General features: G+C 38.0%; 15 protein-coding genes. 13 read left to right on the forward strand and 2 right to left on the reverse strand.

The annotated features are described in order from the left end of the window. The first annotated feature begins 55 nt into the window (after nucleotides 1–55). The 7 genes from ACFIJR_RS00600 to ACFIJR_RS00630 all read left to right on the forward strand — a co-directional run bounded on the left by ACFIJR_RS00600 (nucleotide 56) and on the right by ACFIJR_RS00630 (nucleotide 6918). Nucleotides 56–844 (forward strand): tRNA1(Val) (adenine(37)-N6)-methyltransferase, encoded by a 789-nt coding sequence (locus ACFIJR_RS00600; RefSeq protein WP_375648114.1) that lies wholly within the window; start codon nucleotides 56–58, stop codon nucleotides 842–844. A 192-nt stretch (nucleotides 845–1036) separates the two neighbouring features. Continuing rightward, nucleotides 1037–1885: a S49 family peptidase gene (locus tag ACFIJR_RS00605; RefSeq protein ID WP_012754808.1), complete on the forward strand. Its 849-nt coding sequence runs from the start codon at nucleotides 1037–1039 to the stop codon at nucleotides 1883–1885. Nucleotides 1886–2127: 242 nt separating this feature from the next. After that, nucleotides 2128–3036 (forward strand): 4-(cytidine 5'-diphospho)-2-C-methyl-D-erythritol kinase, encoded by a 909-nt coding sequence (locus ACFIJR_RS00610; protein WP_375625139.1) that lies wholly within the window; start codon nucleotides 2128–2130, stop codon nucleotides 3034–3036. A 165-nt stretch (nucleotides 3037–3201) separates the two neighbouring features. Then, entirely contained in the window at nucleotides 3202–3876 is a 675-nt protein-coding gene (locus ACFIJR_RS00615) for a ribonuclease HII (protein ID WP_375651587.1), read from the forward strand. Beyond that, nucleotides 3873–4853, forward strand: coding sequence for an L-threonylcarbamoyladenylate synthase (locus ACFIJR_RS00620; RefSeq protein ID WP_375625137.1), 981 nt, complete (start codon nucleotides 3873–3875; stop codon nucleotides 4851–4853). Before ACFIJR_RS00615 ends, ACFIJR_RS00620 begins: the two co-directional genes overlap by 4 nt. Beyond that, the gene (locus ACFIJR_RS00625) at nucleotides 4838–6247 is read left to right on the forward strand and encodes an FAD-binding oxidoreductase (RefSeq protein ID WP_375625136.1); all 1410 of its coding nucleotides are present in this window, start codon (nucleotides 4838–4840) and stop codon (nucleotides 6245–6247) included. Before ACFIJR_RS00620 ends, ACFIJR_RS00625 begins: the two co-directional genes overlap by 16 nt. 143 nt (nucleotides 6248–6390) lie before the next feature. Then, the gene (locus ACFIJR_RS00630; RefSeq protein ID WP_273787899.1) at nucleotides 6391–6918 is read left to right on the forward strand and encodes a DUF6101 family protein; all 528 of its coding nucleotides are present in this window, start codon (nucleotides 6391–6393) and stop codon (nucleotides 6916–6918) included. A gap of 1080 nt (nucleotides 6919–7998) precedes the next feature. On the opposite strand, the gene purD is transcribed toward ACFIJR_RS00630, so the two are convergent. Continuing rightward, entirely contained in the window at nucleotides 7999–9273 is a 1275-nt protein-coding gene (gene purD / locus ACFIJR_RS00635; protein WP_375625135.1) for a phosphoribosylamine--glycine ligase, read from the reverse strand. A 90-nt stretch (nucleotides 9274–9363) separates the two neighbouring features. On the opposite strand from purD, the gene ubiA reads away from it, so the two are divergent. Then, on the forward strand, nucleotides 9364–10368 hold the full coding sequence (ubiA, locus tag ACFIJR_RS00640) for a 4-hydroxybenzoate octaprenyltransferase (RefSeq protein WP_375651585.1): 1005 nt from the start codon (nucleotides 9364–9366) through the stop codon (nucleotides 10366–10368). A gap of 236 nt (nucleotides 10369–10604) precedes the next feature. Here the strand turns inward: ubiA and pdxH are convergent, their stop codons facing one another. Then, nucleotides 10605–11228: a pyridoxamine 5'-phosphate oxidase gene (pdxH, locus tag ACFIJR_RS00645; RefSeq protein WP_273787902.1), complete on the reverse strand. Its 624-nt coding sequence runs from the start codon at nucleotides 11226–11228 to the stop codon at nucleotides 10605–10607. Nucleotides 11229–11553: 325 nt separating this feature from the next. On the opposite strand from pdxH, the gene ACFIJR_RS00650 reads away from it, so the two are divergent. From ACFIJR_RS00650 to ACFIJR_RS00670, 5 genes are all read left to right on the forward strand, one after another. Beyond that, complete coding sequence (locus tag ACFIJR_RS00650) at nucleotides 11554–12456, forward strand: J domain-containing protein (RefSeq protein WP_273787903.1); 903 nt, start codon at nucleotides 11554–11556, stop codon at nucleotides 12454–12456. Between the two features lie 128 nt (nucleotides 12457–12584). Continuing rightward, a complete protein-coding gene (gene fabI, locus ACFIJR_RS00655; RefSeq protein WP_375625132.1) occupies nucleotides 12585–13403 on the forward strand; it encodes an enoyl-ACP reductase FabI in 819 nt (272 codons plus the stop codon). Between the two features lie 147 nt (nucleotides 13404–13550). Next, entirely contained in the window at nucleotides 13551–14639 is a 1089-nt protein-coding gene (gene aroC, locus ACFIJR_RS00660; RefSeq protein ID WP_375651584.1) for a chorismate synthase, read from the forward strand. Between the two features lie 15 nt (nucleotides 14640–14654). Continuing rightward, nucleotides 14655–15758: a 3,4-dihydroxy-2-butanone-4-phosphate synthase gene (ribB, locus tag ACFIJR_RS00665; protein ID WP_375625130.1), complete on the forward strand. Its 1104-nt coding sequence runs from the start codon at nucleotides 14655–14657 to the stop codon at nucleotides 15756–15758. Nucleotides 15759–15765: 7 nt separating this feature from the next. Next, nucleotides 15766–16020: an exodeoxyribonuclease VII small subunit gene (locus tag ACFIJR_RS00670; protein WP_375625129.1), complete on the forward strand. Its 255-nt coding sequence runs from the start codon at nucleotides 15766–15768 to the stop codon at nucleotides 16018–16020. Nucleotides 16021–16200 lie beyond the last annotated feature (180 nt).

The following is a 16200-nucleotide window of genomic DNA, read 5'->3' on the forward strand; positions in this document are numbered from 1 at the left end:
AATAGCAGCTGAATGGCAAAAATGCAGTTTATAAAGGTGAGCATTAGGCTTTTAAATGGATAAAACAACGAATCAGAGTGGTGAAACAATTGACAGTTTTCACCGCGGGAAATTTTATTTGGTTCAACCCCATAAATATGGTCATCGTTCTGGAATGGATGCGATGTTGTTAGCTGGTTTGGTTCCAAGTAATTTAAAGGGCAAGGTTGTTGATTTAGGTGCAGGCGCTGGAGCTGCAGGGTTGGCTGTTGCTTCGCGTTGTCTGAAAGTTCATGTTACCTTAGTTGAACGTTCAGCTTTTATGGTATCTTACGCTCAAAAAACGCTTATGCTAAAACAAAATAAACAATTTTCTAGCCGAGTTTGTTTGCTAGAAGCAGATGTTACCTTCAAAGGGAATGCCCGTATAAAAGCAGGTTTGATAGATAATAGCTTTGATTTTGCGATTATGAATCCACCTTTTAATAATCCTACTGATCGCAAGACACCTGATAAACAAAAATCTGAAGCACATGTTATGTCTGAAGCGATGTTTGATAACTGGTTGCGGAGTGCAGCAGCCATTGTTAAGCCAGGTGGATACTTAGGGCTTATTGCACGTCCACAATCGCTGACAGATATTTTGCGTGCTTTAGAAGGGCGTTTTGGTGGTATTTGTATAATTCCTGTGCATGCACGTGCGAAAACAGCAGCAATTCGTCTTTTATTTTACGCAAAACGAGGAAGCCGAGCAGCTTTATCTATTTTACCGGCATTGATTATACATGAAGGTAATGACCATACTTTTTCACCCCGAGTTGATGCAATTAATAATGGATATATAAGCTTGTGGGAACTTTTCTAATAGTATCTTGTGTTTTTTAGTTTATTATTTAAAGTCTACACTTTGTCATTAGGGAGGTTTAGCTTTTGGGTGAAGTTATATTTCTGGTTGTAATGTGGGGATTGATTGGCGCTTTTGGATGGTATCACGTTGTTCCTTTTTGTTGTCCTTGCCTATTTAATTGTTCTTAATTTATAAGGAGATTTTGTTTTGATGGATTTTATTAAAAGTTTTATTCCACGCCGTTTTTCTTCCGATAAACTTGAAATTCCTGTGGTGCGCCTTCAAGGAGCAATTATGGATTCATCAGCATCTATATCCCGGACCCTTTCCCTCAGTAGGTGTGCAAATCTTTTAGAGAAGGCTTTCGCACACAAAAAGTCACCGGCTGTTGCACTTATTATTAATTCTCCTGGTGGTTCACCTGTACAATCGCGTTTTATCTTCAAGCGTATTCGTGACTTAGCAGAAGAAAAAAATAAAAAGGTTCTTGTGTTTATTGAAGATATTGCAGCATCCGGTGGTTATATGATTGCTTGTGCGGGGGATGAAATTTTTGCAGATCCTTCTTCAATTGTTGGTTCCATTGGAGTGGTTTCAGCTTCTTTTGGTTTTCCGGAGCTTTTGAAGAAAATTGGTATCGAACGGCGTGTATACACGGCAGGAAAGAACAAAGTTACATTAGATCCATTTCAGCCAGAAAAAAAGGCGGATATCGAGCATTTGAAATCTCTCCAACTTGAAGTGCATCAAACTTTTATCGATTTGGTTAAAGAACGGCGTGCTGAAAAATTATCAGATGATTCGAATCTCTTTACAGGAATGTTTTGGAGTGGAAAACAAAGCGTTGAGCTTGGTCTGGTTGATGGATTAAATGATGTACGTTCTGTTATTAAGGAGCGCTTTGGTAATGATGCAAAACTTCGACTTATTATGCCTCCAAAAAGTTTCTTAGGACCTAAAACGCCTTCAGGAGTGACGGCACATACGGTTTATACAGTCGTTGACAGTGCATTGATGGCAGCAGAAGAGCGAGCACTTTGGCAGCGTTATGGTTTGTAATGGAAAGGATCATTCAAGCCAGAGGGATTTTTATCTAAAAACAGATTTTAGAAGAAAAAAGGCTTGAAATGATACGAATGAGAACATGTCGTTTATTTTGTATGAGTGCTCTTCATATTTATTGTTTGTTTAGAAAACGATTAAGAATATTCCAAACTGTTTATAGTGCTTGTGCTAATAAAAAATATGGATAAAAGGGAGGAGTTTGTAAAAGAACCCTGTGTAGGTGGATATTACGTCATATGATATCAAATGTACAAGCTTCGTCCAAAAGACATTCCTATTTATTTACACCTATTAAATTGAATTTAGCTCTACATGTTGTGGGGCAACGTGCTGATGGGTATCATTTAATAGAAAGCTTGGTTTATTTTAGTCTTAGCGGTGATTGTTTACACTATGCACCTTGCGAAAATAATCAGTTTGTTTTGACGGGACCGTTTGCAAAAGGCCTTGTGTCTCATTTAGATAATTTGGTTATTCGCGCACGGGATTTTATGCATAATACTTTTTCTGAATGTGCTCAACCTGCTTTTTTTCGGCTTGTAAAAACATTACCTGTTGCTTCAGGCATTGGTGGTGGTTCAGGTGATGCAGCTGGGGTTATAAGCATGTTGCGTCAACAGTGGAATCTTGATTGCTCTTACCAAGAATTAGCAAAAATGAGCTTAGTTCTTGGTGCTGATGTTCCCATGTGTCTTTATGCATTAGAATATCAGCAGCCGCTTTTGGTCAAAGGAATTGGTCAAGAGATGATACAACTAAAGGGAGCCTGTTCTCTTGCAATAGTATTGGTTAATCATGGACAAGAGATTTCAACACAAACTGTTTTTAAAGCGTTAGAGAAGCGTCATAATCCTTCTTTAAAAATTAATACAGACGCTTTAAAGAGTGTTGATTCATTGGTTGAAGCTTTACAAGAAACGCGTAATGATCTTTTTTCTTCTGCATTAAAAATAGCACCTCAGTTAGCTGAAGTGTTATCTGTATTAGATGAATGTGGCGCTCTTTTTTCCCGCATGTCTGGAACGGGAGCAACTTGCTTTGGCATTTTTAAAAATAAACAAACAGCGCAACAAGCAGCTCTTTTTATCAAATCAATGCACCCAAATTGGTTTGTAAAACCGATCATGACTTTAGGAAATATCTGATAAATAAATATAAAAGCGTTTATTTCGTCATGATTTTATTATACACAATGAAAAAGGGTAACCAAAGAAATGTGTTTTTTATCTTTTGTGCAAGAATTTGCAGAATGTTTGGAGAGCCATTTAAAACTGTAATGCTTGCAAAAAATGATTAGGCTACAGAAATAGATGTATGTTTGTTGTATTTGTGATTTATCAAAGATGTTTAATGTTCCGCTTCAACCAAATTTTTCGTGCGAATTGGATTTGCAAAAACAGGGTTTTTTTCATATAGCAGGTGTTGATGAAGTAGGACGGGGGCCTCTCGCTGGACCTGTGGTAACGGCAGCAGTTATCTTGGATAAAGACCATATTCCTAATGGGTTAAATGATTCAAAAAAACTTTCTTTTCTCCAACGAAATAGACTTTATCATGAAATTTTGCAAAGTGCATTAGCGGTTTCAATCGCTAGTCTTTGTGCTCGTACAATTGATCAATCTAATATTAGAAAAGCAACTTTAGAGGCAATGCGTCGCTGTATTATGGGGTTAGCCATTCCAGCCCACTATGTCCTTGTTGATGGACGTGATATTCCTTCTGAGTTGTCCTGTCCTGCAATGGCATTGATTAAGGGCGATCAGCGTTCGGTTTCAATTGCAGCCGCATCTATTATTGCGAAAGTAACGCGTGATCGGATGATGGAGTGTGCAGGACAAGTTTATAAAGGGTATGGTTTAGAGAAGCATGTAGGTTATGCAACACTAGCGCATCGTACAGCTCTTGATAAATATGGACCAATTATAGGATTACATCGTTATAGTTTTGCACCACTAAAAGAGTGTTATAGAAATGGTGTGTCATGACGATTCTACCACTTAATAGTGCTTCGATAAGAGAGGCAATAGCGCTTCTTGAACAAGGGAAGTTAGTAGCATTACCAACGGAAACTGTTTATGGATTAGCGGGCGATGCAACCAATGGGAGGGCAATTTATTCTATTTTTTCTACAAAGAGTCGTCCGCAAATTAATCCTCTTATTGCGCATGTCAGCGGCATCGAAATGGCGGAACGTTATGTTAAAATTGACTTTCTTTCACGCCAATTAATGGAGGAATTTTGGCCAGGGCCTTTGACATTGGTTTTGCCTTTAAAGGAACAGCATAATATCCATCCTTTAACAACCTCTGGTTTGAATACCTTGGCTGTTCGTTTTCCAGACAGTCGTTTTGCGGAAGTAGTACAACATTTTGGCCGACCACTTGCTGCTCCTAGTGCGAATCAGTCGGGGCGTCTTAGCCCTACTTCAGCTGAGGCTGTTTTTGCATCTTTGGGGGAATCTGTTCCTTTGATATTGGACGGAGGACCTGCTAAAATAGGGCTTGAATCAACGATTATTAAGATTTGTGATGAAAATATTTATCTTTTGCGTCCAGGGGGGCTTGCGGCTGATAAAATTGAAGAAATTGTGGGGAAGTCTTTAAAACGGATAGATCAAAGGGCGGCAATTGAAGCTCCAGGGATGTTAAAGTCGCATTATGCTCCCAATGCCACGATTCGTTTGAATGTAGAAAAGGTGGAAAATGGTGAAGCGCTTTTAGCATTTGGTTCAAAGCGCGTTATGGGGGCTGAAAATGCCGTTTCTATTTTAAATCTTAGCGAAGATGGAAAGTTGGAAGAGGCAGCCTTTCATTTATTTCAATATATGAAGGAATTAGATTCATTTAAAGTGAGATGTATCGCAGTAGAACCTATTCCATCATACGGATTAGGGGAGGCGATCAATGATCGTCTTATACGGGCTGCGGCTCCAAAGGAGAAACAAACATGGAGCAGAAATTAATTGAGGGTTTTAGAGAAATTGTTGGTGCTAAGCATGCTATAACAGATCAAGCGTTGATTGCACCATATTTGCTTGAAGAGCGTGGGCTTTTTCATGGAAAAACACCTTTACTTTTACGTCCATCTTCTTGCGCACAGGTCTCATTGATTATGCAGCTAGCGAGCAAAACACGCACACCGATTGTGCCACAGGGTGGAAATACAGGGCTTGTGGGGGGACAACAACCAGATGAAAGAGGAGGGAGCGTTCTTTTATCCATGGAACGATTAAATAAGATTAGAACTATAAATATTGAGGGAAATTTTGTTGTTGTAGAGGCTGGTGTTATTTTACAGGATTTACAGAAAAAAGTGGATGAATCAGGTCGTTTTTTCCCTCTTTCTTTGGCATCTGAAGGTTCTTGTCAAGTAGGAGGAAATCTTTCGTCGAATGCTGGAGGGACAGCTGTTTTAGCCTATGGCAATATGCGTGATCTTTGTCTTGGTTTGGAAGTTGTTTTACCAGATGGCCGTATTTTAGATGATTTGCGTTTTGTTAAAAAAGACAATAGTGGTTACGATTTGAAAAATCTTTTTATTGGTGCAGAAGGCACATTGGGTGTTATAACCGCAGCCGTTTTGAAGATGTTTCCAAAAATAAAAGGAAAAGCTGTTGCTTTGGTGGGATTATATAGTCCGGCGAAGGCTTTAGAGTTTTTATCTCTGGCTCAAGAATATGGAGGAGGGATGTTGACAGGTTTTGAGCTCATGGGAAATCTCAGTTTGCAAATGGCTTTAGATTATAAGATGTGTGAGAAGCCTCCTCTTCAGCGGGAGCATGAATGGTATGTATTAATGAACATTTCATCATTGCAAGGCGATGATGAGGCGTTATCAGTACTGAGTATTATTTTAGAAGAAGCTTTAAAGAGTGCGGTGATAGAAGATGCAATTGTTGCACAATCTTTAAAACAGCAAGATTTTTTTTGGCAGTTGCGGGAAAGTATATCCTATGCACAAAAGTTAGCAGGAGGGTCCATTAAGCATGATATTGCGGTTCCACTTGCTTCTATTCCTGATTTTATTGCTGAGGCAGCGCTTATTGTTGAAGATATTTCTCCAGGAGCACGGGTGATTTGTTTTGGACACATGGGCGATGGAAATTTACATTATAATATTACACAACCTGTAGGAGCTGATACAACGGTGTTCTTGCAGTTATGGTCAAAAATGAATCATCGCATTCATAGTTTAGTAATGGACTATAGAGGTGCATTTTCTGCTGAGCATGGAATTGGTCAGCTTAAGCGCGAAGAACTTCGTTCTTTTAAATCGCCTGTTGCATTGGATATTATGCAAGGGATTAAAAAAACGCTCGATCCTTTAGGGATAATGAATCCCGGAAAAGTATTATAATTCAAGAATAGTGATCATGTATTTTTGTTTAGATTTTAATAACCAAAAAAGAAACCAGTTGTTTTTTATTCAAACTTTTAATAATCCAATGAGAAAAAGCTGCTAAAGGGTGTATGTTATTTAAGATAAATTGGGATATGTATATGGCTAATCAATGCTTTAATCAGGCAAAAGCGGTGCTTGAATTTCGGTTAGATCCGTGCCATTTGCCACAAACGACGACATATTTTTCATCCAAAACGGGTAATCAGGTTATTTGTTCGTTAAATGAGCGTGGTGTTTCTTTTAAAACGGATATGCCTTCAAGCTTATCGCATTTAATACCGCCTTATCATTTCCAAGGAATTGCAGCACGTACCGTAAAAACGCGTTCAGGAGAAAGAGCTGTTGCATTAGAATTACTTCATGCTGATGAGGAAGCTTGTATACCGCTTTTGGTTTCCAGAGATTTGAATAATGTTCTTCTGGATTGGCGATTATGGGCGGATACTTATGGCCTCCCCATGCTTATGATCAATGAAGATAATCGCATTCTGGTTGTAAAAGATCGTTCTGATTTACATCGTTTTTTTGGTACAACAGCACATTCTAAACAAAAGCGTTTCTTACTTCGTTATAGCAATCCGTTAGGCTTGCGTTTGGTGATTGCGAATCGAGTTGCACTCCAGTAATATTAATATGCATTCATTTTTGTACTACCGTAAGCATTTATCTTGTTGTGCCGTAAAACATCGTTGTTTGGGCGGTAATATAAGGCATGTAAACTTCATACATGAAGTATTTTTAGAGGACATGGCGAATATTCTTAAATGTCGGTCTTTGTGTAAGTGAAGCATATGAGTGGGAACCAAGAGGAACCTGCTCAATGAGAATCCAGATGTTTCCAGATGGGATTTGGTGTGACTTTTGGTTCTTTAAGGCAAAGAGGAAGTCAATGATTGTAAATGAGAATTTTTTGACACCATATATTTGCAGCAGGAATCGGTTATGTTAAACGCTTTTCTCGGAGAGGTAAAACGACTTTCATAACAATAGAAACCGTCTTTTTGGCGGTGTAATTTTTGGTTTTTGCCACATCGTTAAAACACCAGAAGATTGCTGGAAGTGTTTTTGATTTTTTTTATAAATCATTTCTCCATGTTGAATGAGAGCTTTAAATATTACAAAATATTCTTATTTCATCTCTCTCTCTTATAATCAAAAGCATTTAGATAGAAAGGGTTATCGTAATATTGAGAGTTGGAAAATACAATGATGGTATCGGTTTTTATCTTTATTCAAGAAAGATGGCAGTATGGATTTATACTATTTGCAGGTAGTATCGTAAAATGGGAGTGACGAGCATGAGGGGTATTGTTTAAGAATCTGTACGTGAATAACATCAGTATCTTTTTTTTGGCATTTTATTTTTCGTAAAAGCGGAATTTCATTAAAAAACGCGATAAATAAAAGAAATGATAGTATATATGTTTTTCGTCAAGATTTTATAATAAAGAAAGTATTTATAAAAGTGATGAGAAAATGCGTTTAAAGTAAATACAACAGTAAAATGATCAGTTTATATGACAGTGTCATATTCAGAGAAATTTCCTATTTTATCATGAGTAGATATCCTATTTACAATATTTGATTGTTCAAACGAAAGCACACTCATTTTTTCAAAATTATGATCAACGTAAAACAGTAAGAAAATTTGTGTATCATGCTCTTATATAAAATAATCAAATCGTAAAAAAGAATATTCAAAGGATTTAGTTTTCTCGCGCAATGGCTCTCCATCCGATATCACGACGAACAAAACCTTCTGGCCAATCAATACAATCAACAGCTTCATAAGCACGTTTTTGTGCATGCGTAATCGTTTTTCCTGTTGCTGTTATATTGAGAACACGTCCACCATTTGCAATGAGTTCTCCATCACGCAATACTGTACCAGCTTGAAAAACTTTCACATCGGGAAGAGTGTTTACTTTATCAACGTTACGGATGACAGTACCTTTTTGGGGAGAGTCTGGATAACCATTGGCAGCCATAACAACGGTGAGAGCAGTTTTTTCAGACCACCGAAGAGGCTTATGTTCAAGTTTTCCTTGAGCTGCAGCAAGAAAAATTGGCAAAATGTCATCTTTGAGACGCATCATTAAAACTTGACATTCAGGATCACCGAATCGTACGTTAAATTCAATTAATTCGGGTCCTTTTTGCGTTATCATTAATCCGACGAAGAGAATACCTTTAAAGGGGGCGCCCATTTCTTTCATGCTTTTTAAAGCTGGTTCAACAATTTCTTTGAGGGTACGATTCACTATTTCTTGGGTCATGATGGGCGCTGGTGAATAAGCACCCATACCACCGGTGTTTGCTCCAATATCCCCATCACCTACACGTTTATGATCTTGGGCAGATCCAAAAGGAAGAGCAATTTTACCATCACAAAGGCAGAAGAAGCTTGCTTCTTCACCTTCAAGAAAAGATTCTACAACAATTTTGTTTCCTGCATCTCCAAATGCACTTTTGAAGCAGGCATCGACTGCGTTAAATGCTTCTTCCATAGTTGTTGCAACCACGACACCTTTGCCAGCTGCTAAGCCATCAGCTTTAATAACAATGGGAACACCTTGTTGATGAATGTAAGCTTTAGCTTTAGAAGCATCATTAAAGCATTGGTAACTTCCTGTAGGAATGTTATTCTTACGACATAAATCTTTTGTAAAAGCTTTTGAACCTTCTAGTTGAGCAGCTTTTTGAGTAGGACCAAATACACAGATGTTAGCGCTATTAAGAGAGTCTGTTATACCCGCAACCAATGGTGCTTCTGGTCCTACAATCACAAGATCAATAGAATGTTTTTTACAAAAATCAATAACAAGGGGATGGTCATCAATGTTTAAATTAATATTTTCACCAAATTCTGTTGTTGCAGGGTTTCCAGGAGCACAATATAACTTTGTTAGCAGTGGTGATGCTGCTATTTTCCATGCTAAAGCATGTTCTCGTCCACCTGAGCCAATAAGAAGAATATTCATTGCTTGCTCCTCTCATAAAAGATGATTAATCTCATCTCTTTCTCATAAGAATGAAATGTCTCTATCGCAAGACCAAAGGTAAATCATTTGATGAAAAAAAATAAAAATATCGCGCATGTTCAATCCTGTGAGAGTCAGGGACGGGTTATGGACGCATCTTCCAAACAATGGGTCTACAATTTCCTTCCCTGTTCTTTATGGTTTTATGCGCAATTGGCGCGTTGGGATCGGCCTATCGGATGGCAATTGTTGATGTGGCCTTGTTTTTGGTCAACAACAATGGCTTTTTTCTCTTATAACATGCATTACGATACTCTTTTATCAATGTTTCTTCATTGGGTTTGGTATCTTTTTCTTTTTTTTCTGGGATCTATTGCTATGCGAGGGGCAGGATGTACTTGGAATGATCTTATTGACCATAAAATTGATGCTCAGGTAGAAAGGACACGTTCTCGTCCATTGCCGACAGGTCATGTGAGTCGGTTTCAAGCCAGAGTTTTTATACTTATGCAATGTTTGGTTGGTTTAGTCGTTTTATCACAATTTAATAGGTTTAGTTTTTTTCTAGGTATTTCGTCATTGATAGCTGTTGCGTTTTATCCTTTTATGAAACGCGTAACATATTGGCCGCAGTTTTTTTTAGGCGTTGCGTTTAATTGGGGGGCATTAATGGGGTGGGCTGTTGTCTTTGGAAGTTTAAGTTGGGCCCCAATCTTGCTTTATGTGGGATCAATCTTGTGGACCATAGGATACGATACAATCTACGCACATCAAGATAAAGAAGATGATGCTACTGTTGGTGTCCGTTCTACGGCTCTTCTCTTTGGTAAAGGAACCAAGCGTGCTTTAGTATTTTTGTATGGTGGTTTTGTGGTGTTCGTTAGTCTAGCATTTTATTTAGCTGGAGTCCCTGTTCTTAGTTTTTTGGGGATTTTTGCGGCAAGCATCCATATGTTTATTCAAATTAAAGTCATTGATATAGATGACAGTTCACAATGCCTCAGGCTTTTCAAATCTAATTCGCTTATTGGTTTTGTGATTTTTGCTGGTTTGGTATTTGGGGGTATATGGACGATATTTTATCCTGCGATCTAAAAATAAGTTAGCTAAAATCATAGTTTCTGCTGAATACAGTATTTTCTTTTAAATAAGTTTGTTGCTAATCTGTTTTAAGCGATACAGTAGAAAATATTACCAATCAACTTTTACAGTGAAAATGAAATTCTTCTATTTAAATAAACTAAATCATCTTATTTTAGAATTTTTCAAATAAAAAATATTTTTTTAACTGTCGGGAAGAAAAAATCTTTATAACGATGAAGTTTGAAGGATTAGGGATAAAGTTTTTGTCTTTTCCAATCGCTGTGTTCAACACAATCGCGTGTAAAAAGCAGACGATCATGTAAACGAAATGGGCGATCGCACCAGAACTCTATAGAAAGGGGTTTAACACGAAACCCAGACCAATAAGGTGGTCGTGGAATATTGCCTAGAGCATAACGTGCAGTATATTGAGCAATTGCTTTTTCGAGCACAAAACGATTGTCTAAAGGTTGAGATTGTTTAGATGCCCATGCACCAATTCGACTACCACGTGGTCGCGATTGGAAATAGGCATCGGCTTCCTGTTGACTTACTTTTTCAACAATTCCTCTAATTCTGACCTGACGACGGAGCGATTTCCAATGAAAACCTAAAGATGCTTTCATTGATTTTAAAATTTCTTGTCCTTTACAGCTTTCATAATTGGTATAGAAGACGAAGCCTTGGGGACTGTAGTCTTTGAGGAGAACCATACGAACATTAGGGAGTCCTGTTTCGTCAACTGTTGCTAATGCCATAGCATTTGGATCATTTATTTCACTTATCGTTGCTTCTTCAAGCCACTTTGCGAAAAGTTCAAAAGGTTTTTGCATTTTCATAAAATGATCATCTGTTGGTATTTTGTTGCTCATAGTTTCTCCAAATATCAGTGAGCATGGGTAAGACATTTTCTCATTTACTTTATCATCAAAAAGTTACAGTACTATTTTTTCTTATTTTCAAAAAGCCAATGCTATTGTGTATTTCTATGGTAGTTTAATTATTTTTACTTTAGCATAGACTACAATGAGCTATATTAAATAAATGTCTCATTTTATCTGGTATTTTAGTTTATTGATAGACATATAAAGAGGAAAGAAGAAATTATTCTCTAGAATAGACTGATGAAGATATAAGGGATATTGAACAACGGATCAGTTGATATTTTGAAACCGAAAAAATTGAAAAGAGGGCAATATGCGTGATCCCTACACGATTCTGGGTGTGGCACGTACCGCAAAATCACAAGAGATTAAATCGGCATTTAGAAGATTAGCAAAGAAGTATCATCCAGACCATAATAAAGATGATACAAAGGCTAAAGAAAAATTTGCTGAAATTAATCAAGCTTATGAAATTATAGGTGATAAGGATAAAAAGGCACAATTTGACCGCGGTGAAATTGATATGGAAGGAAAACCGCTTTATCAAGCCTATGGTACTGGTGAAAATTTTAGCAATAAACAAAATCCCTTTTCAGGAAGAGCAAAGGGATTTGATTTTTCCTCTTCAGGTGGTGCAGGTTTTGATGCGAGTGATATTTTTCGGGATCTGTTTGGAGGAGGTGGTAGCTTTTCGAATTCCACACACTATAACCGTCCCCAACAAGGAGCACATGTTCGTGCTAATCTTGCTATAACATTAGAGCAGATGGTTGGCGCAGAAAAGGTGGAAGCTGTTTTTCCAAATGGAAAAAAGTTAAAAATTAAACTTCCAGATTATATTGAAGACGGACAGACTATTCGATTAAAAGGTCAGGGAGAAGAGGTACCTCTTGGGCAAGCAGGAGATGCGTTGATAACCATTCAGATTCAAAAACATCCTCGTTTTCGGGTTGAAGGAAGAGCACTCCATCTTGATTTACCAGTTTCTCTTAAACATGCTGTTTTGGGAGCAAAAGAAGAAGTTGAGACATTGGAGGGACGTGTGGTTTTAACGATTCCTGCTTGGTCAAGTTCTGATCGCGTTTTACGGTTGAAAGGGAAAGGGCTTCGTTTAAAAAATGGTACAAGAGATGATCTTTATGTGCATGTTCGCATTATGTTGCCAGAAGGTAAAAATGCCGCGCTAGAACAGTTTTTGCAAATGCAACAAGATTAATTTTAAAATTTTTTATATATAAAAGCGTAGTTTTTGTTTGATTTTAAACCAATTACTTGAAGAAAAAGTTGACCTGTGTCATAGGCAGATGAATAATATTAATTTTAAGTAACAATGGGGCAGTGCTGATGGCTAAGGGTAATGGTTTATTGTACGGTAAGCGTGGTTTAATTTTGGGGTTGGCCAATAATCGCTCCATCGCTTGGGGAATCGCTAAAGCGGCAAGTAGCGCAGGGGCAGAGCTTGCTTTTACCTATCAGGGTGAAGCAATGAAAAAGCGTGTTGAGCCTTTGGCTGAAGAATTAAAGGGATTTGTTTGTGGACATTGTGATGTTTCTGACAGTGTCTCTATTGATACGGTCTTTAGAGAAATAGAGAAGAAATGGGGAAAGCTCGATTTTTTAGTTCATGCTATTGGTTTTTCTGATAAAGATGAGTTAAGTGGTCGTTATATTGATATCAGCGAATCAAATTTTATGATGACCATGAATATTTCGGTTTATTCCCTAACAGCTCTAACGAAGCGTGCAGAGAAATTGATGTCAGATGGTGGTTCAATCTTGACACTGACCTATTATGGTGCAGAAAAGGTTGTTCCCAATTATAATGTAATGGGGGTTGCCAAAGCAGCTCTTGAAGCGAGCGTGAAATATTTAGCGGTAGATTTAGGTCCTCAAAATATTCGTGTTAATGCTATATCTGCTGGACCAATTAAAACGTTAGCGGCTTCAGGTATTGGTGATTTTCGTTATATTTTAAAATGGAATGAATATAATGCTCCATTACGTCGTACGGTAACAATTGAAGAGGTTGGTGATTCTGCGCTTTATTTTCTTTCAGATTTGTCTCGTTCTGTTACCGGTGAAGTCCATCATGTCGATTCGGGTTATAATATCATAGGTATGAAAGCAGTTGATGCACCAGACATTTCTGTCGTTAAAGAATAAAGTTTGGTTTATAGGATTTTATTGGACAGCAGTAATTTGACCAAATTTAAAGTGGCTAAGAGTATTTGGGAGCAAAGAGCTACCTTGTGTATGGCACACAACATACGTTGTCGTTGTAATATTTGACAGAGAAACGGATCTTTTTTCATGTCGCATAATACATTTGGTCATTTGTTTCGTGTAACAACATGGGGTGAAAGTCACGGTGCTGCTCTTGGTTGTGTCATTGATGGTTGTCCACCTGGAATTATTTTTACTCTTGCAGAAGTTCAAGCTTATCTTGATAAACGCAAACCAGGACAATCAAAGTATACAACACAGCGCCGAGAACCAGATGAAGTAGAGATCCTTTCAGGAGTTGTTGTTCAAGACGATGGGACGACATTGGTGACAACAGGTACACCAATTTCTCTGTTGATTCGAAACACAGATCAGCGTTCGAAGGATTATAGCTCGATTGCCCATCAGTATCGTCCAGGACATGCGGATTATACTTATGATATTAAATATGGCATTCGTGATTTTCGAGGTGGGGGACGTGCTTCAGCACGGGAGACGGCCGCACGTGTTGCAGCGGGTGCATTTGCTCGTAAAATCGTTCCTGGTTTGATTGTACGAGGAGCAGTGATAGCAATTGGTCCTCATAATATTAATCGTGATCGTTGGGATTGGTCAGAGGTTGATAATAATCCTTTTTTTACAGCTGATGCAGAGATGGTTCCCATTTTTAGTGATTATATCAGTAAACTCCGTAAAGAGGGGACATCTGTTGGTGCGGTTGTTGAGATCGTTGCAGAAAATGTTCCGGCAGGTTTAGGAGCCCCTATTTACGCAAAGCTTGATCAAGATATTACATCATTACTTATGTCGATTAATGCGGTAAAAGGAGTGGAAATTGGTGATGGTTTTGCGGCAGCCCGCTTGAGGGGAGAAGAAAATGCCGATGAAATGCGAATGGGAAATGATGGAAAACCGCTTTTTTTATCCAATCATGCTGGTGGTATTTTAGGGGGAATATCGAGTGGACAGCCAATTGTTGCACGTTTTGCTGTAAAGCCTACTTCATCAATTTTAACGCCTCGTCGCTCCATTGATGTTGATGGTCATGATATAGATGTTATAACGAAGGGACGTCATGATCCATGTGTTGGGATTCGTGCCGTTCCTGTTGGTGAAGCGATGGTTGCTTGTGCTATTGCTGACCATTATCTAAGACATCGCGGTCAAATTGGGTGATTGAGAAGGTGAACAATGGCGTATGATGAAAAAAAAATTGTTTCTGCACTTAAAGCTTTTGAACGCGGTGAAATTGTTGTGGTGACAGATGATGATGACCGTGAAAATGAGGGTGATTTAACTCTTGCTGCAGTGCATTGTACAGAAGAAAAGATGGCGTTTATTCTTCGTCACACAACAGGTATTGTGTGTACACCTATGCCAAAAAAAGAAGCACAACGGTTTAATCTTGCTCCTATGGTACCAGATAATAAATCTGCACATGGGACGCAATTTACTGTTACTGTGGATTTTAAACATGGGATAACGACGGGTATTTCCGCACATGACCGCACATTGGCAGTTCGTAATCTTTCTAATCCAAATGCTGGTGCTCACGATTTTGTCCGTCCAGGACATATTTTTCCTTTGATTGCGCATGAAGGGGGGGTGCTCATGCGTTCAGGTCACACGGAGGCCGCTGTTGATTTATGTAAATTAGCTGGTTTGCCACCAGTTGGTGTTATTGGTGAGTTGGTCAATGATGATGGCAGCGTTAAACATGGCGATCAGATCATGCAATTTGCGCAAGAACACCGGTTGCATATGATAACGGTTGCAGATTTAATTGCTTACCGCCAACGTAAGGAAATATTGATCAAGCATGTTGGAGAAATGCCTATTGAAACATCTGTAGGTCCCGCTATTGTTCATAGTTATCAACTCCCTTGGGAAGCCGTTCAGCATATTGCAATTGTTTTTGGTGATGTCCGTGAGGGTGGTGATATTCCTGTGTATTTACATCATGAAAACATTATAAATGACGTTTTTTGTCAAGCTTCAGATATTATGGTGATGATGCGGCGTATGATGGAAAAAGAAAAACGTGGCGTATTTATTTATTTGCGTAAAGGCTCTGTTATGCAATCAACTATTGATATTCAAAATATGGCAAGAGACAGTTCAGAAAACCATGTGCAGGCGATTGAACGCGAAGAAGAATGGCGCAAAATTGGTTTAGGATCACAAATTTTAAAATATCTAGGAATAGGCTCTGTTATTGTTTATGCAGCTAAAGAACATCATTATGTAGGTTTAGAAGGTTTTGGAATTCGTATATCCAGAACAGATATTTTTTGAGGTTCATATGAAAAAAGAGATACAAGAGGGGGATATTACGACTTTAAGCTTTGAGCAAGCGCTTCAGCAACTTGAAGTTATTGTCGAAAATTTGGAACGTGGCGATGTGCCTTTGGAACAATCCATTGATATTTATGAACGCGGTGAAGCGCTTAAAAAGCATTGTGAAAAACTCTTAAGAGTTGCTGAAGCTAAAATTGAAAAAATACAACTTTCAGAAGAAGGTTCTCCAGAAGGAGTAGAACCACTTGATGCTAAATAATATTAAATATTTTGGATATTTATTGTGAAACGAGGAGATATAATAACCTTTTTTATAGAAAATTAAATCGATTGATTTCTTTTTTATAAAATAAGTTAAAAATGAGGAAGTTATAGCTCATCTCAAATAGAAAAGAACATTTTTGAGTAAAAAAGATGCAAAACTATAAATAAGAGTAGA

This window comes from Bartonella sp. OD88NMGDW (assembly GCF_042193775.1).
Lineage (GTDB): Bacteria > Pseudomonadota > Alphaproteobacteria > Rhizobiales > Rhizobiaceae > Bartonella > Bartonella grahamii.